Origin of the sequence: Pseudolysinimonas kribbensis (genome assembly GCF_039531715.1) — a bacterium.
Lineage (GTDB): Bacteria > Actinomycetota > Actinomycetes > Actinomycetales > Microbacteriaceae > Pseudolysinimonas > Pseudolysinimonas kribbensis.
On sequence record NZ_BAAAQO010000004.1, the window covers coordinates 765,856 to 785,040 of the forward strand.

Annotated in this window: 17 protein-coding genes; 9 read left to right on the forward strand and 8 right to left on the reverse strand. The window is 73.9% G+C overall.

Annotated elements, in window-relative coordinates; genetic code table 11:
• Window positions 1-3 precede the first annotated feature (3 nt).
• A complete protein-coding gene (locus ABD285_RS14410; protein WP_344203157.1) occupies window positions 4-3,276 on the reverse strand; it encodes an ATP-dependent helicase in 3,273 nt (1,090 codons plus the stop codon).
• The gene (locus tag ABD285_RS14415; RefSeq protein ID WP_284254928.1) at window positions 3,273-6,482 is read right to left on the reverse strand and encodes an ATP-dependent helicase; all 3,210 of its coding nucleotides are present in this window, start codon (window positions 6,480-6,482) and stop codon (window positions 3,273-3,275) included. Before ABD285_RS14415 ends, ABD285_RS14410 begins: the two co-directional genes overlap by 4 nt.
• Before the next feature lie 93 nt (window positions 6,483-6,575).
• Here ABD285_RS14415 and ABD285_RS14420 point away from each other — a divergent pair, with 93 nt between their 5' ends.
• Window positions 6,576-6,800, forward strand: coding sequence for a DUF3107 domain-containing protein (locus ABD285_RS14420; protein ID WP_284254927.1), 225 nt, complete (start codon window positions 6,576-6,578; stop codon window positions 6,798-6,800).
• A gap of 24 nt (window positions 6,801-6,824) precedes the next feature.
• Window positions 6,825-7,121: a hypothetical protein gene (locus ABD285_RS14425; RefSeq protein WP_284254926.1), complete on the forward strand. Its 297-nt coding sequence runs from the start codon at window positions 6,825-6,827 to the stop codon at window positions 7,119-7,121.
• On the opposite strand, the gene ABD285_RS14430 is transcribed toward ABD285_RS14425, so the two are convergent.
• On the reverse strand, window positions 7,102-7,767 hold the full coding sequence (locus tag ABD285_RS14430) for a GNAT family N-acetyltransferase (protein ID WP_284254925.1): 666 nt from the start codon (window positions 7,765-7,767) through the stop codon (window positions 7,102-7,104). The genes ABD285_RS14425 and ABD285_RS14430 overlap by 20 nt on opposite strands.
• A gap of 13 nt (window positions 7,768-7,780) precedes the next feature.
• Window positions 7,781-8,506 carry a ferritin-like fold-containing protein gene (locus ABD285_RS14435; RefSeq protein ID WP_284254923.1) on the reverse strand — a complete coding sequence of 242 codons (726 nt, stop codon included), beginning with the start codon at window positions 8,504-8,506 and terminating at the stop codon, window positions 7,781-7,783.
• A 125-nt stretch (window positions 8,507-8,631) separates the two neighbouring features.
• Here ABD285_RS14435 and ABD285_RS14440 point away from each other — a divergent pair, with 125 nt between their 5' ends.
• The gene (locus ABD285_RS14440; RefSeq protein WP_425565071.1) at window positions 8,632-10,047 is read left to right on the forward strand and encodes a DEAD/DEAH box helicase; all 1,416 of its coding nucleotides are present in this window, start codon (window positions 8,632-8,634) and stop codon (window positions 10,045-10,047) included.
• Window positions 10,048-10,054: 7 nt separating this feature from the next.
• Here the strand turns inward: ABD285_RS14440 and ABD285_RS14445 are convergent, their stop codons facing one another.
• Window positions 10,055-11,023, reverse strand: coding sequence for a helix-turn-helix transcriptional regulator (locus ABD285_RS14445; protein WP_284254922.1), 969 nt, complete (start codon window positions 11,021-11,023; stop codon window positions 10,055-10,057).
• Window positions 11,024-11,106: 83 nt separating this feature from the next.
• Here ABD285_RS14445 and ABD285_RS14450 point away from each other — a divergent pair, with 83 nt between their 5' ends.
• Window positions 11,107-11,496, forward strand: a complete 390-nt coding sequence (locus tag ABD285_RS14450; protein WP_284254921.1) for a VOC family protein — start codon at window positions 11,107-11,109, stop codon at window positions 11,494-11,496.
• Between the two features lie 22 nt (window positions 11,497-11,518).
• Window positions 11,519-12,025, forward strand: a complete 507-nt coding sequence (locus ABD285_RS14455) for a DUF805 domain-containing protein (protein ID WP_284254920.1) — start codon at window positions 11,519-11,521, stop codon at window positions 12,023-12,025.
• On the opposite strand, the gene ABD285_RS14460 is transcribed toward ABD285_RS14455, so the two are convergent.
• Entirely contained in the window at window positions 12,022-12,876 is an 855-nt protein-coding gene (locus ABD285_RS14460) for a PHP domain-containing protein (protein WP_344203163.1), read from the reverse strand. The two genes, ABD285_RS14455 and ABD285_RS14460, sit on opposite strands and share 4 nt — an antisense overlap.
• A 64-nt stretch (window positions 12,877-12,940) precedes the next feature.
• On the opposite strand from ABD285_RS14460, the gene ABD285_RS14465 reads away from it, so the two are divergent.
• Window positions 12,941-13,948: an endonuclease/exonuclease/phosphatase family protein gene (locus tag ABD285_RS14465; protein ID WP_284254919.1), complete on the forward strand. Its 1,008-nt coding sequence runs from the start codon at window positions 12,941-12,943 to the stop codon at window positions 13,946-13,948.
• A gap of 31 nt (window positions 13,949-13,979) precedes the next feature.
• Here ABD285_RS14465 and ABD285_RS14470 read toward each other — a convergent pair whose 3' ends face one another.
• Complete coding sequence (locus ABD285_RS14470; RefSeq protein WP_284254918.1) at window positions 13,980-14,810, reverse strand: zinc-ribbon domain-containing protein; 831 nt, start codon at window positions 14,808-14,810, stop codon at window positions 13,980-13,982.
• Window positions 14,811-14,949: 139 nt separating this feature from the next.
• On the opposite strand from ABD285_RS14470, the gene ABD285_RS14475 reads away from it, so the two are divergent.
• Entirely contained in the window at window positions 14,950-16,407 is a 1,458-nt protein-coding gene (locus tag ABD285_RS14475; RefSeq protein WP_284254917.1) for an aminopeptidase P family protein, read from the forward strand.
• Window positions 16,408-16,425: 18 nt separating this feature from the next.
• Here ABD285_RS14475 and ABD285_RS14480 read toward each other — a convergent pair whose 3' ends face one another.
• Window positions 16,426-17,352 (reverse strand): TetR/AcrR family transcriptional regulator, encoded by a 927-nt coding sequence (locus ABD285_RS14480; protein WP_284254916.1) that lies wholly within the window; start codon window positions 17,350-17,352, stop codon window positions 16,426-16,428.
• A gap of 91 nt (window positions 17,353-17,443) precedes the next feature.
• Between ABD285_RS14480 and ABD285_RS14485 the strand changes: the two genes are divergently transcribed.
• Both ABD285_RS14485 and ABD285_RS14490 read left to right on the forward strand, forming a co-directional pair.
• The gene (locus tag ABD285_RS14485) at window positions 17,444-18,364 is read left to right on the forward strand and encodes an ATP-binding cassette domain-containing protein (RefSeq protein WP_284254915.1); all 921 of its coding nucleotides are present in this window, start codon (window positions 17,444-17,446) and stop codon (window positions 18,362-18,364) included.
• Entirely contained in the window at window positions 18,361-19,179 is an 819-nt protein-coding gene (locus ABD285_RS14490) for an ABC transporter permease (protein ID WP_344203166.1), read from the forward strand. The genes ABD285_RS14485 and ABD285_RS14490 overlap by 4 nt, the downstream gene beginning before the upstream one ends.
• The last annotated feature ends 6 nt before the right edge of the window (window positions 19,180-19,185 follow it).

Sequence of the window (19,185 nt, forward strand, 5' to 3'; positions counted from 1 at the left end):
AGTCTAAGAAGCACCTCTGACGCCCTCGGGGGCGAAGGCGGCGCGCCATCTGGCGAGCAGCTCCTCCTCCGAGTCGAGGTGATCCGGCCGGATGATGCGGTCGTCCGCCACGAAGTAGAACGCCGCGTCGATCCGGTCGATCGGGATGCCGGCCCACCGCGCGTAGGCGAGCCGGTACAGCGCCAGCTGCAGCTGCTTGCGCTCGAGGTCGTCGGCATCCCGGGGCGCCTTGCCGGTCTTCCAGTCGACGATCTCGAACCGCTCCGGCTCCCCCGCCGGCACGTCCTGCCGGTACACGGCGTCGATCTTGCAGATGACGATCCGGTCGTCGAACGGCAGGTGGATCTCGCGCTCCACCTCGACGGGACGCCGGCTCGCCCACGGCGACGCCTCGAACGTCGACTGCAACCGCGCGAGCTCCTCCGCGGCCGGCGGCACGCCGATGCTCTGCCCACCCGCACCGGCGGCATCGTCGCCGAGGTCGTCGAGCTCGTCCGCGCTCGCGTCCAGCTCGTCCGCCCCCGCCCCGATCCCGTAGCGCTCCTCGACCCAGGCGTGGAACAGCGTGCCCAGCCGGGTCGCGCGGTAGGGCCGCTCCGGCATCGGCCGCAGCGTCACCGCGGCCACGTCGCCCGGCTCCGACACGAAGTCCTTGAACCGGGAGGCCGCCACCCGCACCGGCAGCGTCACCCGCCCGTGCCCCGCGGCCCGCGCCGCCCGCTCCGCCAGCAGCAGCTGCAGCTCACCGGCCCAGCGCCCCGCGATCCGCGGTGCGGCCGCGCGCACGGCGGCGGCCGCGGCCTCGACTGCGGCGCGACGCCCGCCGAGCGGGTCGCGAGGCCAGGTGAACATCTCGAGGTCCTCGCCGAGCGGGTTGCTCTCGCTCTCGGGCACCTCGGGGGGCGCCGGCACGACCCCGGCGTCCGCGATGTCGGCGACGAACACGCTCGCCGCGCGCGGCTTCTGCGGTGTCGACCAGAACGAGCCCGACAGCATGAGCTCGTGCCGGGCGCGCGTGACCGCGACGTAGGCAAGGCGGCGCTCCTCGTCGTCGAACCGGGCGCCGACCGCGGCGCGGAACTCCTTGCGCGCCGCCGCCACCTCCTTGCGCGTCGTCGCCGAACGCCACGCGAACTCGGGCAGGTCGTCGCGGTCGCCCCGGAACGGCCACGGCAGCTGCCCGAACGCGAGCCAGCCGTTGACGCCGTCGACGGGCTTCATCGGCAGCTCGTCGGCCACCAGCCGGGGCACCGCGACGATGTCCCACTCCAGGCCCTTCGCGCCGTGGATCGTGAGCACCTGCACCGTGCCGGGCTCCGGATCCTCGGGGCGGGGCGCCAGGTCTTCGCGCTCCTCGGCCGCGCGCAGCCAGGCCAGGAATCCGCGCAGGCTCGCGCCGTCGCCGACGCCGGCATCCAGCGCGAGGTAGCCGTCGACCGCGTCGAGCAGCGCCTCCATCGCGGCGCCGCCGAGCGTCCGGCGGTCGTTGGCGACCACCTCGATGTCGAGCCGCAGCTCCTGCTCGACGAGGGTCACGAGGTCGGGCAGCGGCAGGCCGATGCGCGCGCGGAGCCGGCGCACGACCTCGCCCGCGTCGCGCATCCGGGCCAGGCCCGCCTCGGTGAACCGGGCGAGCGCACCGTGCCCCTCCCTGGCCGTCGCGATGAAGTCGAGCGCGTCGACGATCGACCCCGATTCGCCCTCGGTGAGACTCGCGCGGAGCTTCGCGCGCAGCTCCGGGTCGTACTCGTGCTGGGTGTGATCGCGGTCGCGCAGCCACGAGGCGAGCCGGTTGAGCGCGTGCAGGTCCTGGACGCCGATGCGCCAGCGCGATCCGGCCAGCACCCGGATGAGCTCGAGCCCGGCGCCGGCGTCGTCGAGCACGGCGAGCATCGCGACGACGTCCGCGACCTCGGGCTCGGCCATGAGCCCGCCGATGCCGAGCACGTGGTACTTCACGCCGCGCGCGCGCAGCGCCGAGAGGAACACCGACTGCGTCGCCCGCGCCCGGAACAGCAGCGCCGCCGACGGAGACTCCGCGACGGGCCGGTCGGCCGTGCCGACCCGCTCGGCGAACCAGTCGGCGACGCGTGCGGCCTCCTGCTCGATGTCCTGCTCGAACGCCAGCCGCACCGGCCGCGCGCTCGCCACGGGCGAGGGCGTCAACCGTTCGACGGGCACGCGCGAGCGGGCGGTGAGCGGGGCGACGAGCGCGTTGGCGGCGTCCAGGATGCGGTGGCCGTTGCGCCAGCTCGTCGACAGGGCGAAGGGGCGGCCCGTCGCGCCGAACTGGGCCGCGAACTGCTCGAGGTTCGAGGCGGACGCACCGCGCCATCCGTAGATCGACTGGTTCGGGTCGCCGACCGCCATGACCGGATGCCCCGCGAACAGCTCCGCGAGCAGCCAGGTCTGCACGACCGAGGTGTCCTGGTACTCGTCGAGCAGCACGACCTTCGCGCTGGCCCGCAGCTCCTCGCGCACCCGCGGCTGCTTGCGCACGATGCGCAGGGCGAGCGCGACCTGGTCGGAGTACTCGACCGCGCTGCGGGCGAACTTCGCCTGCTCGTACTCGGCGACGAGGTCGACCAGCACGTCGAGAGCGCCGACCTGCCGCGCGAACGCGATGTCGCCCTCCCGGGCATACCGGTCACCGAGGGGCAGGTCTTCGAGGGCGGCGATCCGACGGGCGAGCTCGCGCACCTCCTCGGGCTCGGCGAGGTTCTCGGCCATGGCGCGGCTGAGGTTCAGCACGGCGTTGGTGACCGGGTCGAGGTTCTTGTCGAGGTCGGGCAGCCGCGGGTCGGCCGAGCGCGTCACGACCTGGCGCACCAGCTGCCAGGCCCCGGCCTCCCCCAGCACCGGGCCGTCGCCGTCGCGGCCGACGAGCACGGCGTTGTCGCGGAAGATGCCGTTCGCGAACGAGTTGTAGGTCGCCACCACGGGCGCCTCGAACGAGTCGTGCTCGCCGGGCACGAGTCCCGCCGCCGCGAGCTGGTCGATGCGGGTGCGGATGCGCACCGCGAGCTCGCCGGCCGCCTTGCGCGTGAAGGTCAGCCCGAGCACCTCGCTCGGGCGCACGTGGCCGTTGGCGAGCAGCCAGAGCACCCGGTTCGCCATCGTCTCGGTCTTGCCGCTGCCGGCGCCCGCCACGACGAGGGCGGGCTCCAGGGGGGCCTGGATGACGGCCTCCTGCTGCGCGGTCGGCGGCGGCAGCTGCAGGGCCGCCGCGATGTCGGCAGCGCTCACGGCATCCGAGCGCACGGCATCCCCGCTCACGACGCCCCCTCGTCGCTCGACACCGCGGGCACCCGGTGCAGCCGCAGCCGCGGGATCGTCGGCAACCCGCCGTACTGCTCCAGCTCGAGCCGACCCTCGTACGCGGCGGCCGCGATCAGCACCGCGGCGCGCCGGATCCGCTCACGCACCCCCTCGAGCCCCTCGTCATCGAGCACGGCCTGAACGCCCTCGCGGTAGCGCCGGTCGCCCTTGCCCTCCCGCACGTAGAGCAGCTTCGCGCCGCCCGCGCGGTGCGACGCGACGTCGGCGAGGTGCTCGCCGAAGTGCCCCTCGGCGTACGCCAGCTGGTACGCGCCCAGCTGCGGCAGCGCGTCGATCGCGGACTGCGAGGTGATCGGCCGGCCGGTCTTGAGGTCGACGATGACGACCGAGCCGTCCGGCCCCACCTCGACCCGGTCGATCGAGCCGTGCACCTCGACGCGCGGCCGCGGCGCCGTCTCACCCTCCGCCGGCGGCAGGTCGTCGAGGTCGTCGGCCGAGTACTGCAGCAGGAAGCGCCCCTCGGCCGCGACGAGCGACTTGCCGTCCTGAGCGAAGTCGCCGAGGTAGTCGGCGAGCGCCTGCGTGAACCCGCGCGCCAGCCGCTGCTGCCGCTCGGCGAACCACGGCGACTCGAACACGAGCTCCGCCCAGCGCGCCTCGACCGCCTGCCAGAGCGCCTCGAAGCTGGGTTCGGGGGTGGTCTCCATCGCCCAGTGGATGATCGTGCCCACGTTCGCGACGACGCCCGAGTCGCCGCCCGCCATCTGCTCGAGGAACCAGTCCAGCGGCGACTCCTCGAGCCGCTCGATGCGCGAGGGCGACACCCGGATCGGCTCACCGTCGTAGAGCGGACCGGTCGAGGAGATCGGCTCGAGCCCGTGCCAGTCGGCGGGATCCGCGCCCGGCAGGCCGAGCCGGCCGAGCTCGGCGAGCGATGCCGCCGCCGCCTCCACCTCAGCACGCGGTGCCCGCGTCTCGGTGAGCGTGCGCCGCAGCCGCCCGGTCACCCCGCGGAGGGTGAGCGGCACCGCGCCGGCCGCCTCGACGAGCGGCGTCGACTCGGGCAGCAGGGAGAAGAACACGCTGCGCGCCTCGTCGTCGTTGACGACCGCCGCGAACACCACGCGCTCCCGGGCGCGCGAGACCGCGAGGGCCAGCATCCGGAGCTCGTCGTCGAGCACGAGCTTGCGCTCGTCGAGCGTCTGGACGGCAGAGCCGCCGGTCGCCAGACGCACCAGGTGCTGCGGGCCGAGCAGCGAGCCGCGCGGGCGCAGGTTCGGCCACGCGCCGTCTTGCAGCCCGGCCACCACGACCGTGCGGAACTCGAGCCCCACGACCCCCGACGGCGTCGTCACGAGCACCGCGTCGTCGATCCGGCGCGGGGCCAGAACGTCCTCGGGCACGTCGGGGCGCAGCGTCTCCTCGATGAACGAGGTCGCGATCCCGCGCGCGTCGACGCCCTCCTGGGTTCGTCGTTCGACGTAGTCCTTCGCGGCGGCGAAGAGGGCGACGACCGCGTCCAGGTCGCGGTTGGCCTCCGCCGCCGGGATGCCGCTCCCGAGCGCGAGCTGTCGCCACGGCTGGGCGAGGCGCGAGCGCTCCCACGCGAGCCAGAGCAGCTCCTCGATCGTGGCGTCGGCCGTGCGCAGCTGCGCGAGGGTCTCGGCCAGCCGCGCCGCCGCGCGCGCGGGCGCGCTGTCGATCGTCGCGAAGCCGCCCGGCGCCTGCAGCGCCTCGACGAGCAGCTCACCGCTCGGCCGGATGCCGCCCGCCGCGAGCTCCTCGGCCCGCAGACTCAGCCGCAGCCGGCGCAGCGCGATGATGTCGAGCCCGCCGAACGGGCCGCTCAGCACCTCGACCGCGAGCTCGGGCGTGAGGTCGACGGCGCCGATGCCGACCTCGACGAGGGTCAGCAGGGCGCGCGCCGCCTTCTCGTCGCGCAGGGCCACGCCGCCGCTCGAGGTGCGCGTGGGCACCTCGGCGAGGGCGAGCGCGCGCGAGAGCGCGGGCGCCTGCGCGCCGCTGCGCACGACCACGGCCAGCTCCGACCACGGGACGCCGCGCATCAGATGCTCCTCGCGCAGCTGTCGTGCGACGGCCGCCCACGCCCGTGCGGGCGACGGCGCCTCGATGCGCAGCAGCGGCTCCGCCGGCTCGGACGCCCCGGCGCTCGCCCGGCGCTGCGGCCCGGCGGCGGCCGCCCCGATCCGCTGGGTCGTCGCGACCGTGAGCGCCCGCAGGGCGGCGCCCTGCCGGTGCGCCGTGGAGAGCACGAGCTGCCGCGCGGGCACGCCGAGCTCGGCGCTCAGCCGGCCGAGGGCATCCGGTTCGCCGCCGCGGAACGCGTTCGCCGCCACGTCGGGATCGCCGAACGCGACGACCGCGACGCCGCGCGATGCGATCGCCCGCAGCATCGCGAGCGCGCCCTCGGTCGCCTCCTGCAGGTCGTCGACCACCACGAGACGCAGCCGCGACACCCGGGCCGTGCCGTCGGCCGAGGACCGGTCGGCGTCGATGGCTGTCACGGCGTATCTCGTGAGCTCCGCCGCGTCGTACTGCGCGGGGCGCGCGGAGCTCACGATCCGCAAGTAGCCCTCGATGAAATCGGCCGCCGCGACCCACTCGGGCCGGCCGGTCGCGCGACCCAGCTCCCGCAGCCGCGCGGGCGGGAAGTCGTACTCGGTGGCGCGCGCCATGAGCTCGCGCAGCTCGCTGCGGAAGCCGCGCAGCCGCCGCACCGACGCGTCGAGCGGGTCCGGCCAGTCCGGTCCCGTGCCGTCGGCCTCCTGGCCGGCGAGGATGTCGGCGATGTCGGCGTCCTGCTCGGCACCGGTCAGCAGCCGCGGCGGCGCCGAGCCCGCGACCCGGGCGGCCGAGCGGGCCAGCTCGAACGCGAGCGAGCTGAACGTGCGCGCCAGCGGACCGTCGGTGGGGCGTCCGATCCGGAGGGCGAGCAGGTCGCGCAGCCGGGTCGCCGCCGCGCGGGAGGTGGTCAGCGCGAGCACCTCGTCGGTTCCGTAGCCGCCGCGAAGCACCCGGTCGGCGAGCAGCTCGACGAGCACCGTCGTCTTGCCCGTGCCGGGCGCCCCGATGACCGCCGCCGGCTCGCCCTCGGCGAGCGCGAGCACCGCGCGCTGCGACGGGTCGAGCGCCACGGCCGCGCGCGCAGCGGCGTCCGGGCGCACGAAACCGACGGAGCTCACGCGGCCACGCTATCCACCCGGTCGGACATGCCCATGTCTGCCCTGAGAGAACCGCCCGACGGTGCCGGCACGGCATCGCCTAGCCTCTGTCACGTGGACATTCGCATCGGTATCGTCAACAGCCCGCGCGAGCTGAGCTTCGAGTCGTCGCAGACCGCGGCCCAGATCGAGAAGACGGTGGCCGACGCGCTCGGCTCCGACGCGAAGTTCATCAAGCTCGCCGACGACAAGGGCAAGGTCTACATCGTCCCGGTCGCCTCGTTCGCCTACCTCGAGGTCGGCAGCGAGGAGTCGCGCCGGATCGGCTTCGTCGCCTGACCCGCGGCCGATAGTCTTCACGGCGTGGAGCTGCTGTTCGTCCTCGTGATCGCGGCCGCCATCGGCGGGATCGTGCGGTACGCGCTGCCCGGCCGGCACAGCTACGGCATGCTGCTGCTGCCCGCCGTGGATGTCGTGGCCACCGCGATCCTGTGGGTCGCGTTCACCTGGATCGGCTGGAAGTTCGACGGCGGCTGGATCTGGGTCGTCGCGATCGGCGGCGGCGCCCTCATCACGATCGCGGTCGAGCTGCTGGTCTGGCGCGGCCGGCACCGCGGCGACCGTCACCTGCTGCACGAGCTCAGCGGCGGTCGCGTCTAGCCTCCGCGCCCGCGTGCAGCCACCAGGTGGTCCCCTCGCCGATGCGCGCGAACCCGCGCCGGGCGTAGAGCTCGAACCCCATCGGGGTCGCGTTCAGGACCATCGCCTGGGCGCCCCACCAGCGCGCCGGCCGCTGCGCCGCGGCGAGCAGGGCCGTGCCGATCCCGCGCCGCCGCCACGCCGCATCCACCTCGACGTCGAACAGCCCGGACAGCCTGCCGTGCACGAACGACCACGCGCGACCGACCTCACGAGCGTCGGCCCGGGCCGTCGCGAGGAAGGCGATGCCCGGCATCCGGGTGTGAACCTCGACCTCGACGCCCGGGATGACCTCCGGCGACGCGAGCTCGGGGAGAGCGGCCGTCATCCACCACGGCCGCCACCCGCGCTCGAACCCCGCCTCGGCCAGCGCGGTCGCGTCGACGCCGGGCGAGAGCCACGCGCCGACCGGCCGGTGCTCGAGCTGGGCGATGCCGCGGGTGAGCGCATCGGCGGGGATCGCGGCGGGGAACATGAGGTGGGCGCCGTCGGGGCCGTCCGACCAGTGCAGCGGACCGTCGTCCCAGACCCGACCGGATGCCGCCCACGCCCGGGCGTCGAACCACGCCGACTGCACCCGCTCGCAGTCGCGCACGGTGACCCTCACGCGACCCGGCCCGTCACGCCGTCAGGCCGAGCGCATCCATCCGCCGGGTGTGCGCCCCGATGAGCTCCGTGAACACCGGCTCGATCCGGTCCAGCTGCGGGCCGTCGGCGCCGGGCGCGGCGACGAGGGCCGACCGCGCGACGAGCATGGTGTCGCCGATGAGCCGCCGCCCCCACATCGCGAGCCGCGACGCCATGCGCGGGTTCTGTTCGATGAGCGATCGCAGCTCGCCCTCGAGCACCTGCTCCGCACGGTCGACGTCGAGCAGCAGGGCGACCCGGTCGGCCAGGCCGGGCGGCAGTCCGCCCGCGACCCCGACGAAGAAGTCGGTGAGGAATCCGGTGGTCAGGTAGCAGGTGACCAGGATCTCGGCCCAGTCGTTCCCTTCGATGCGGCGCTGGTACTCGTCCAGCGGCTGCCGGAACGGATCCATCGCCGCGACCGGGTCGGCTCCGCTGGAGAGCAGCTCGGTCACGAGCCCCTCGTGCGCCTCCAGCACCTGCGCCGCGGCGCGACTCAGCGTCGTCTTCGCGGCCGTCGTCGGTGCGAGGGCGACCGCGCGGCCCAGGTTCTCGAACAGCACGAGCAGGAGATAGCCGGCCTGGCCGAGGAAGGGCTCGGCCGCGGGGGTGAGCTCGGCGAGCTCGACCCGAACGGCGGCAAGGCCCTCCGAACGGGGCGTGATCGTGGGAGCTGCCGTCCGGGAGCGCCGACGGCGGCGGCGGAACAGCCTCAGCACCGCGCCAGCCTAGCGGCGCCGCCCCGCGCGGCGGCGGCGGGCCGCCCCGGCTCGGTAGACTGGCCTCCTCTCATATTCCAGACAGGCATTCCTTGACTTTCAGCGATCTCAACATCGACCAGGACATGGTCGACGCGCTCGCGGCGAAGGGCATCATCGAGCCCTTCCCGATCCAGAGCCAGACCATCCCCCTCGGCCTCTCCGGCCAGGACATCATCGGCCAGGCCAAGACCGGCACCGGTAAGACCTTCGGCTTCGGCCTCCCGATCATCCAGCGCCTCGGCCCCGACCCGGAGCCCGGCGTCAAGGTGCTCGTCGTCGTGCCCACGCGCGAGCTGTGCGTGCAGGTCGCCGAGGACCTCGAGCTGGCCACCTCCAACCGCCCCACCAAGGTCACCGCCATCTACGGCGGCAAGGCCTACGAGGGGCAGATCGAGGAGCTCAAGGCGGGCGCGCAGATCGTCGTCGGCACCCCCGGGCGCCTGCTCGACCTCGCCAGCCAGCGGCTGCTCTCGCTCGCGAACGTCAGCGAGATGGTGCTCGACGAGGCCGACAAGATGCTCGACCTGGGCTTCCTGCCGGATGTCGAGAAGCTCTTCGCGCAGACGCCCGCGACCCGGCACACCATGCTGTTCTCGGCCACGATGCCCGGCCCGGTCGTCGCCCTCGCCCGCCGCTTCATGAACCGGCCGATCCACATCCGGGCGACCGACCCCGACGAGGGCCAGGTGCAGGCGAACATCAAGCACCTCGTCTACCGGGCGCACTCGCTCGACAAGGACGAGGTGATCGCCCGCATCCTGCAGGCGGAGGGGCGCGGCAAGACGGTCGTCTTCACGCGCACGAAGCGCGCGGCGGCCAAGCTCGTCGAGGAGCTCAACGACCGCGGCTTCAACGCCGGCTCGGTGCACGGCGACATGAGCCAGGAGGCGCGCGAGCGCTCGATGGCGCGCTTCAAGGCCGGCAAGCTCGACGTGCTCATCGCGACCGACGTCGCGGCCCGCGGCATCGATGTCGACGACGTGACGCACGTCATCAACCACACGATCCCCGAGGACGAGAAGACCTACCTGCACCGCGCGGGCCGCACCGGCCGTGCCGGGAAGACCGGCATCGCGGTGACCTTCGTCGACTGGGACGACATGCACAAGTGGGCCCTCATCAACCGCGCGCTCGAGATGGGCATCCCGGAGCCGGCGGAGACCTACTCGTCGTCGCCGCACCTCTACAGCGACCTCGACATCCCGGAGGGGTCGAAGGGGCGCCTCAAGACGACCCCGGCGGCCCCGCACACCGATCGCCCGCCGCGCGCGGAGGCGTCCGGCGAGGGCGGCAGCCGCCCGCCGCGTCGCCGCAGCCGCGGTCACGGCGGATCGGGCGCACCCGCGACCGACCGGCCCCGTCAGGCGGCGTCCGAGTCGGCACGCGCGGAGGGCGGCGGCACCCACGACGGCGAGACGCCGGCGCGGCGCCGGCGCACCCGTCGCCGTCGCGGCGGCTCCGCCGGCGGCGCCGCGACGCCCCCCGCTCCCACCGCCTGATCGCGGGTCAGTCCTCGCCCGCGTCGGCGAGGAGGCGCCCCAGGTCCTTCACCAGCTCGCGCAGCCGATCCGGCCTCTCCACGATGACCGGACGGCCGAGCGTCGCGAGCACGCCGGGGATCCACTCGAGCGCCTCGGCGCGCAGCCGCACCCGGAAGCTCTCGTCGTCGACCCGCTCCAGCACGGCGACGCCCTCCGCGAACCGCCCCCGGATCGCCTCCTCCGGCGCGGTGATCCGCAGCACGACCTCGTGCGCCCACGGTGTGGCGGCGAGGCTCTCCTGCACGGTGCGGACGGCGTCGACGTCCGCCGGCGGCTCGAACGTGCCGGGCAGCACCCGCGGCAGGCCGATGCGATCCAGCCGGAAGGTGCGGACCTCGCCGCTCAGCGAGTCCGCCGCGGCCAGGTACCAGCGACCGGCCCGCGCCACCACTCCGTAGGGCAGCACGGTGCGACTGCTGCGGCGGCCCGTGCGATCGGCGTAGCGCAGGGCGACCGGATGCCGCTCCCGGGCCGCCTCGGCGAGCATCACGAGCGTGCGGGCGGGCACGTCGCCGGCATCGGCCGCGTCACCATCCGCGGAGTCGCCCGGCACGAACGAGACCGCGCCGAGCAGCGCGTCGATGCGCCGTGCCAGCTCCCGCGGCATCGCGCGGCGCAGCTTCGCCAGGGCGGTCGCGACGGCGGGCTGCGCCGGCTCGTCCCGCGACCGCGACGCGAGGGCCAGCACCGTCGCGACGGCCTCGTCCTCGGTGAGCATGAGGGGCGGCATCCGGTATCCGGGCGCGAGGCGATAGCCGCCGAGCCGGCCGCGCACCGCCTCCACCGGCACGTCGAGCTCGCGCAGGTGATCGACGTAGCGGCGCACGGTGCGCTCGTCCACCCCGAGCAGCTGTGCGAGCCCGGGCACGGGGTGGATGCCGCCCGCCTGCAAGGCCTCGAGCATCGCCAGCACGCGCGCGGTGGGTCGGATCACGGGGCCGCCTCATCGATACCGGACCGTTTCTGTCCGGTATCGACCCTAGCGTGGGCGTCGTCCGTCCACCGCAGGAGACCCTCATGCCGTTCGCGTCCATCCGCATCATCACCGAGGACGTCGCCCGCCTCGCCGACTTCTACGAGCTCGTCACCGGCGCGACCGCCGTGCGCGCGGGCGAGGTGTTCGCGCAGCTGTCCGGCCCCGGCGCGACCCTCGCGATCGGCAGCAGCCGCACGGTCGCCGCGGTGCCCGGAGCCGCGGAGGCCGGCGCGAACCGCAGCGTCATCGTCGAGTTCCGGGTCGACGACGTCGATGCGGAGTTCGAGCGGTTGCGCGACGCCGCGCCCGCGGTGGTGCTGCCGCCCACGGACATGCCGTGGGGCAACCGGTCGGCCCTGCTGCGCGACCCGGACGGCAACCTCGTGAACCTCTTCGCCCCGATCCCCGGGGCGGCGCCCGCGGCGGGATGAGCGCCGCTCCTAGGCTGACCGCATGACGACCGCCGACTCCGGACGCCTCGACCAGCCGCTCTACGGAGCCGGGTTCGTGCAGTCCGTCCAGCGCTTCTACCGCAACTACGCCACCTTCTCGGGGCGGGCGAGCCGCAGCGAGTACTGGTGGACCGTGCTGTTCTTCGCGATCGTCTACGCGGTGCTCTACGTGCTGACGCTCGTGCTGGGGCTCAGCCTCGGGAGCGCGGACCAGACGGCCGCGGTCGTCATCATCAGCGTCTTCGGCGGGATCGCCGGCGTCGTCTTCCTGGGGTCGATCGTGCCCACCATCGCGATCCAGTGGCGCCGGCTGCACGACGCGAACCTCAGCGGCGGCTTCTGGTTCCTGCACCTCATCCCCTGGGTCGGGGCGCTCATCGTGCTGATCCTCACGATCCTGCCGAGCAACCCGTACGGGGTGCGGTTCGACGCGGGAGCGGGCGGGTACGCCCCGTACCCGCCGAGCGCTCCCCTCACGCCGCCGACGAGCGAGGACCGGCGCATCTAGCCGAGGAACGGCGCCGAACCGGTCCCCGCGGCGAGGATCCGCGCGTACGCGGCGGGATCGGTGGTGTTCTCCCCGAGCCGGTTCGGCTTGCCGGCGCCGTGGTAGTCGCTCGACCCCGTCGTGAGCAGGCCGTAGCGCTTCGCGATGCGGGTCAGGCGGGCGCGCGACGCGGGGGGATTGTCGCGGTGCGCGATCTCGAGGCCGGCCAGGCCGGCATCCACCAGCTCCCGCATGCGCGGGCCGTTCAGCACCCGCTCCGGCCCGCGGGCGCCCGGGTGCGCGATCACCGGCACCCCGCCTGCCGCGACGATGAGCCGCACACCCTCGAGCGGCGGGGGTGCGTCGTGCGGGCGGTAGTAGCCGCCCTGCCAGTGCAGGATGCTCTGGAACGCGGCCGAGCGGTTCGGCACGTAGCCGAGCTCGACGAGCGCGTCGGCGATGTGCGGGCGGCCGACCGTGGCATCCGGGGTCGTGTGCTCGAGCACGCGGTCCCAGGTGAGGGTCGGGTAGTCGACGGCGATGCGCTGCACCATCGACTGCGCGCGGCTGAGCCGCTCCGCCCGGATGCGCTCGGTCTCGGCGACGAGGCCGGGATCGTCGGGGTCGACGAGGTAGCCGAGCACGTGCACGCTCGCGTAGTCGAGCTGGGTGCTGAGCTCGAGGCCGGGCACGACCGTGAGACCGGCGCCGCGGGCGGCGTCGAACGCGTGCTGCCATCCGGTGGTCGCGTCGTGGTCGGTGATCCCGACGACCTCGAGGCCGGCGTCGACGGCGGCGGCGACCAGCTCGGCGGGGGTCTCGGTGCCGTCGCTCACGCTCGTGTGGGCGTGCAGATCGATACCGCCGGGCATCCGTTCATCGTAGAGTCAGGCGTCGCGCGGCCGCCGGGCGTGATCGCCGCGTTAGGCTCCCGGGATGCTCGGTCGGGTGCTCGCGGCGATCCTCACCGTGGCCGTCGCGGTCGGCCTGCTCGTCATCGCCTGGCCGCAGCTGTTCGGCCTCGCGCAGACCCCTGTGATCGCCCAGATCGTCTCGCTGCGCGGGATCGCGGTGTGCGTCGCACTGCTCGTGCTCGTGCTGCTGCTGCTCGCGACCGTCATGTCGCCGCGCGCGCGACGGTTCGCCGGCGTGATCGCGGTCGTCGTGCTCGCCTTCGGCGGCGTGCAGCTCGCGGTGCTGGCCACCCGCGGAGCCGCGACCGCGGCGCTGCCGGACGCGGCATCCGGCGACATCACGGTGCTCAGCTGGAACACCCTCGGCGACTCCCCCGGCACCGAGGCGATCGCGAAGCTCGCCGAGGCGCAGCACGCCGACGTCATCGTGCTGGCCGAGACGAGCCTCGCCACCGCGCAGGCCGTCGCGCAGCAGCTCGGCGCGGCGGGCATGCCGATGCAGGTGCTGCACGTCAGCTACGACCAGGTCTCCAAGGCCCGCACGACCGACCTGCTCATCAGCACCCGGCTCGGTGACTACCGCGACGCATCCGGCTTGCACACGACCGACACCCTGCCCACCGTCTATGCCCTGCCGGTCGACGGCTCCGGGCCGACCTTCATCGCGACGCACGTCGTGTCGCCCGTGCCCGGCGAGATGGCCGGATGGCGCCAGGGCCTGCGCTGGGACGCCGACCACTGCGTCGGCGACACCATCGCCGCCGGCGACTTCAACTCGACCCTCGACCACTGGTCGGGGCTCGGCGCGAACGGCGGCGACCTCGGCGCGTGCCACGACGCCGCGAAGGCGACCGGCTCGGCCGCGGTCGGCAGCTGGCCGACGAAGCTGCCGACCCTGCTCGGCGCGCCCATCGACCACGTGCTCGCGACGCCGCAGTGGACGATCGCCGGATTCCGGGTGATCGACACCGAGGACGGCGCGGGCAGCGACCACCGGCCGGTCGTCGCGCGCCTCACCCCTGCCGGCTGACGCCCGAGATCGCGACGCCCGAACCCGGCGCTCAGCGGAGGTACGCGTCGACGAACATCGGCCCCCGGATGTCGCGCAGCGCGTCGAGGATCCGCGGATACAGCCGCCGGGTCACCCCGCTCGCGACGATGTCGTGCGCCCCGAGCGGCAGGAGCCGTCCGGTGCGCACCCGCACGACCTCCCATCCGGCCGACCGCAGGGCGCGGTCCTTGCGGCGGTCGGCCTCCTCGCGCGGCCCGACATGCTCCAGCCCGTGCCGCCCGGTCGAGTCGTACTCGATCGCGACCCGCAGGTCGGGCAGCAGGATGTCGGGCCACGCCTCGAGGTGGTCGAAGAATGCACGCGCGAGGCGCACGGCGTTCGGCGCCGGGTCGAACTCGATCAGCTCCGTGAGCCCGAGACGCAGCTCCGCCTCCACCGCCGACGCGGGAACGGGAGCGCACTCGCTCACGAACGCCTCCCCCGGTGGCAGGTCGGGCGTGCGATCGCACAGCCGCGGCCCGCGCGCCGGGCGGCGGGTCGCCGGCGGGCGCCATCCGGCCGGCCGCGGCGCCCTGAGCACGGCCCCGGTCGCGCACTCGGGGCACCAGGTCGAGCGCCGCCGCTCGCGCCCGGGCCGCCCGCGCTGCTCCCGCGGCGTCGCCGCGAACACGTGGCCGACGTCGCACTGCCAGAGCACCAGCACCTCGGCCACCGGCGGGATCTGGCTGAGCGCGATCCCGGCGTTGAGGTCCGGGTGGTACTGCCGCTGCAGCACCGGATAGCGTGCCCACTCGTCGCGGTAGCGCCCCACCTCGTAGGGCACGGCGTCGCCGGTGACGCGCTGGCGCCGCGACCACCATGCCTGCAGCGACTCGGACACGCGCCAACGCTACGTCCGGCATCCGACACGCCTCGCACCTTCTCGATTCGTGCCGTCCGGTCGGTCGTAGCTGCGGAAGCGACCGGACCGCACGAATCGCGGGCGGGTGGCGACGAGCGTGCGGTGCGACACTGGTCTGATGGCAGACGCGACCTCCAACCGCTCGACGACGCCCGTGTCGGACACGTTCCGCGACTACATCTCGTCGCAGTGGGCCGAGCGCACCGAGCCGACGCCGGCGCCGCGCGCGGCCGCCCCGTACGCGGCCGAGCGTCGTCGGCGGGTCTCGGCGCTGCATCCGGGTGAGCGCCTCATCGTGCCGGCCGGGCCCGCCGCGGTGCGCTCGAACGACACCGAGTACCTGTACCGCGCGCACTCCGCGTTCTCGCATCTCACCGGGTGGGGCTCCGATGCGGTGGCGGGGAGCGTGCTCGTCCTCGAGCCGACCGGCGACGGCCACGACGCGACGCTCTACTTCCGCCCGACGGCCGGGCGCGACTCCGACGAGTTCTACGCGAACCCCGCGATCGGCGAGTTCTGGACGGGTCCCCGCCCCTCCCTCGCCCACGTCGCCGCGGACCTCGGCATCGCCACCCGCGACCTCGCCGAGCTCGATGCCGTGCTCGACGCGGTCGACGCTTCCACGCTCATCGTGCGCGAGGCCGACCGCGAGCTGACCGACCGCGTCGACGGGCGTCGTCTGCTGGATGCCGACCCGTCCGCCGCCGACGTCGACGAGGGCGGCGACGACCAGCTCGCCCGCGACCTGAGCGAGCTGCGGCTGGTCAAGGACCCGTGGGAGGTCGAGCAGCTGCGGGGAGCCGTCGCGGCGACGAAGCAGGGCTTCGACGACGTCATCGCCGAGCGTGACGCGATCCGTGCGCACCACCGCGGCGAGCGCCTCGTCGAGGGCACCTTCAACCGCCGCGCCCGCGCCGAGGGCAACGCGACTGGCTATGAGACGATCGCCGCCAGCGGGCCGCACGCGTGCATCCTGCACTGGACCCGCAACGACGGCGCGGTGCGCGACGGCGACCTCATCCTGATCGACGCCGGCGTCGAGCTCGACAGCCTCTACACCGCCGACATCACGCGCACCCTGCCCGTGAACGGCCGCTTCACCGACGTGCAGCGCCGGGTGTACGAGGCCGTGCGGGAGGCCGCCGACGCGGCGTTCGCGATCGTGCGGCCCGGCATCCGCTTCCGCGAGATCCACGCGACGGCGATGCAGGTCATCGCGGCGAAGACCGCGGAGTGGGGCTTCCTTCCCGGCAGCGCCGAGGAGTCGCTCGAGGAGGGCGCGCAGTACCACCGGCGGTACATGGTGCACGGCACATCGCATCACCTCGGCCTCGACGTGCACGACTGCGCCGCCGCCCGCCGCGAGCTCTACCTGGACGGCGTGCTCGAGCCCGGCATGGTGTTCACGATCGAGCCGGGCCTGTACTTCCAGCCCGACGACCTGACCGTGCCCGAGGAGTACCGCGGCGTCGGCGTGCGGATCGAGGACAACATCCTCGTCACGGCCGACGGCGCCGAGAATCTGTCCATCGGCATCCCGCGTACGGCCGACGACGTCGAGGCCTGGCTCGCCTGATCCAGCCCGCGAGCGGCGCTACTCGGCCCGCTTGCGCGCGCGCTCGCGCGCGTTCTTCAGCTGCTCGCGCTCCCGCTTGCGGGCCTCGCGGAGCGCCTTCTCGGCCTCCCGGCGCGCCTTGACGGCCTCCTTGACCTTGGGATCGCGGCTCGCCGCCTGGTCCGCCGGATCCGGCCGGTGCGGCGCGGCGGCCTCGATCGCGCGTCCCTGCAGCACCGCCTCCACTCCGTCGAGCACGCGGGCGCGGCCGAAACTGAACGGGTCGGGATCGTCGTCCTGGTCGGAGAAGGCGCCCGCCGCGAACGCAGCGTGCACGTGCGGGAACTGCTCCGGCGTCACCAGCTGGGCCATGAGCGCCGCGTCGCGTGACTCGACCTCGCCCGATCCGTCGTAGCCGCGGCTCACGATCCCCTCGAAACGGCCCTGGGCCAGCAGGGCGAGCACGACCGACAGCTTCGCGTTCGGGTGGAGTGGCACGCCGTCGAGGATCGCCAGCGCTGTGTCGAGCCAGGCCAGGTTGTTCGGCGTCACGCCGACGCCCGTGATCGGGATGTCGAGCAGCCACGGGTGCTCGACGTACAGCCCCGCCATCGCCCGGGTCCACGCCTCGAGCCCGGCGCGCCAGTCCCCCGCGTCGGCGCGGTCGTCGGCGCCGGCCAGGTCGTCCGGCGGTACGCCGATCCCGCGCTCCTGCATGAGCAGCACGAGGTCGTCCTTGGCCGACACGTAGCGGTACAGGGACATGGGCGTGAAGCCGAGCCGGGTGGCGACGGCGTTCATCGACACGGCCGCGAGCCCGCCCTCGTCGGCGAGCTCGATCGCGGCGTCGACGATGCGTTCGATGCTCAGCTCGCGCTTGGGTCCGCGGGTGGGATGCGCGGCGACGCCCCAGGCGAGCGCGACGGCGCGTGGCAGATCGCCGTCGGCCTCGACGTCCTCGGTCATGTCGTCCATCCTGCTTGACACCCCTCTGCGTATGGTCTACACAATAACGTATAGGGCATAAACAGTTTACGTCGTATCGGAAAGGAACACCATGACCAGCACCGCCCCTGCCGTCGCCCTGCGCGGCGTGCGCAAGGCGTTCGGCAAGACCGTCGTGCTCGACGGACTCGATCTCGCCGTCGACCGCGGCACGATCGTCGCCCTCCTCGGGCCCAACGGCGCCGGCAAGACCACGACCGTCAACATCCTGAGCACCCTCGTCGCCCCCGACGCCGGCACCGCCACCGTCAACGGCTTCGATGTCGCGCGGCAGCCCGAGCAGGTCAAGGCGAGCATCAGCGTCACCGGCCAGTCGGCCGCCGTCGACGAGGTGCTCTCCGGCGAGGAGAACCTCCGGATGATGGGCCGGCTCTCCGGGCTCACCGCGCACCAGGCGCGGCGCCGGGCCGCCGAGCTGCTCGACCGCTTCGACCTGCGAGCCGCCGGCCGCAAGCGGGTCAAGACGTGGTCGGGCGGCATGCGCCGCAAGCTCGACATCGCGATCAGCCTGCTGCGCACCCCGCCCGTCATCTTCCTCGACGAGCCGACCACCGGCCTCGACACCCGCAGCCGTCAGGACCTGTGGGCCATGATCCGCCGGCTCGCCGACGACGGCACGACCGTCGTGCTCACGACGCAGTACCTCGAGGAGGCCGACGTGCTCGCCGATCGGGTCGCCGTCATCGACCACGGCCGCGTCGTGGCCGAGGGCACGCCGGCCGAGCTCAAGGCGCGGGTGGGCGGCGAGGTGCTGGCCCTGCACGACGCCGACGGGGCCGTCGTGCGCGAGGTGCCGACCGACGGCACCCTCACCGGCCTGCGCCGCGCCCTCGCGCTCGTCGGCGACGACGCGCTCGACGGGGTGAGCCTGCGCGCGCCCAGCCTCGACGACGTCTTCCTCGCCGTCACCGGCTCACCGGCCGCGGCATCCACCCACGACCAGAGCACCGAGAACCAGAAGGAGATCGCATGACCGCCACCCTGCCCATCACCACGGGCCTCGCCGCCACCTCTCCGCGAGTGCGGCAGCGCCCCCTCACCGAGGAGGCCGTCTTCATCCGCCGCAGCATCATCCACTCGCTGCGCACGCCCGACCAGCTGATCATGGCGATCGTGCTGCCCACGATCCTCATGCTGCTGTTCACCTACGTGTTCGGCGGTGCGATCCAGTCCGATGGCGGCTACGTCGACTACGTCGTGCCGGGCATCATCCTGCTCTGCGCCGGGTATGGCGCGGCGTCGACCGCCGTCGATGTGGCGAACGACATGACCGCGGGGATCATCGACCGGTTCCGCACCATGCCGATGCGGGCATCCGCCGTGATCACGGGACACGTCGTGGCCAGCCTGCTGCGCAACCTCGTCGCGACCGCCGTCGTCATCGGTGTCGGCATCGCGGTCGGGTTCCGCCCCGAGGCGAGCCTCGGCGGCTGGATCGGCGTCGCCGGTCTCGTCGCGCTCTACATCCTCGTGATCACGTTCCTGTTCGCCGCGATCGGCCTCGCCGCCTCGAGCCCCGACTCCGCGAACGGGTACGGGTTCATCCTGATGTTCCTTCCGTACGTGTCGAGTGCGTTCGTGCCGGTCGACACGATGCCGACCTGGCTGCGCTGGATCGCCGAGCACCAGCCGCTCACGCCCATCATCGAGACGATCCGCGGCCTGCTGCTCGGGACCGGCATCCACGGCACCGACAGCTGGTGGGCGCTGGGCTGGTGCGCGCTCATCCTGGCGGCCGGCGTCGTGTGGTCGGGATGGCTCTTCCGCCGCAAGGCGGGCCGCCGCTAGCCCCGC

Excerpts from the sequence above, each read along its gene's own strand:
- ABD285_RS14475 (WP_284254917.1), top strand. The coding sequence starts at position 14,950 with ATGGCAGACGCGACCTCCAACCGCTCGACGACGCCCGTGTCGGACACG.
- ABD285_RS14440 (WP_425565071.1), top strand. The coding sequence starts at position 8,632 with ATGGTCGACGCGCTCGCGGCGAAGGGCATCATCGAGCCCTTCCCGATC.
- ABD285_RS14465 (WP_284254919.1), top strand. The coding sequence starts at position 12,941 with ATGCTCGGTCGGGTGCTCGCGGCGATCCTCACCGTGGCCGTCGCGGTC.
- ABD285_RS14490 (WP_344203166.1), top strand. The coding sequence starts at position 18,361 with ATGACCGCCACCCTGCCCATCACCACGGGCCTCGCCGCCACCTCTCCG.
- ABD285_RS14450 (WP_284254921.1), top strand. The coding sequence starts at position 11,107 with ATGCCGTTCGCGTCCATCCGCATCATCACCGAGGACGTCGCCCGCCTC.
- ABD285_RS14480 (WP_284254916.1), bottom strand. The coding sequence starts at position 17,352 with ATGACCGAGGACGTCGAGGCCGACGGCGATCTGCCACGCGCCGTCGCG.
- ABD285_RS14485 (WP_284254915.1), top strand. The coding sequence starts at position 17,444 with ATGACCAGCACCGCCCCTGCCGTCGCCCTGCGCGGCGTGCGCAAGGCG.
- ABD285_RS14460 (WP_344203163.1), bottom strand. The coding sequence starts at position 12,876 with ATGCCCGGCGGTATCGATCTGCACGCCCACACGAGCGTGAGCGACGGC.
- ABD285_RS14455 (WP_284254920.1), top strand. The coding sequence starts at position 11,519 with ATGACGACCGCCGACTCCGGACGCCTCGACCAGCCGCTCTACGGAGCC.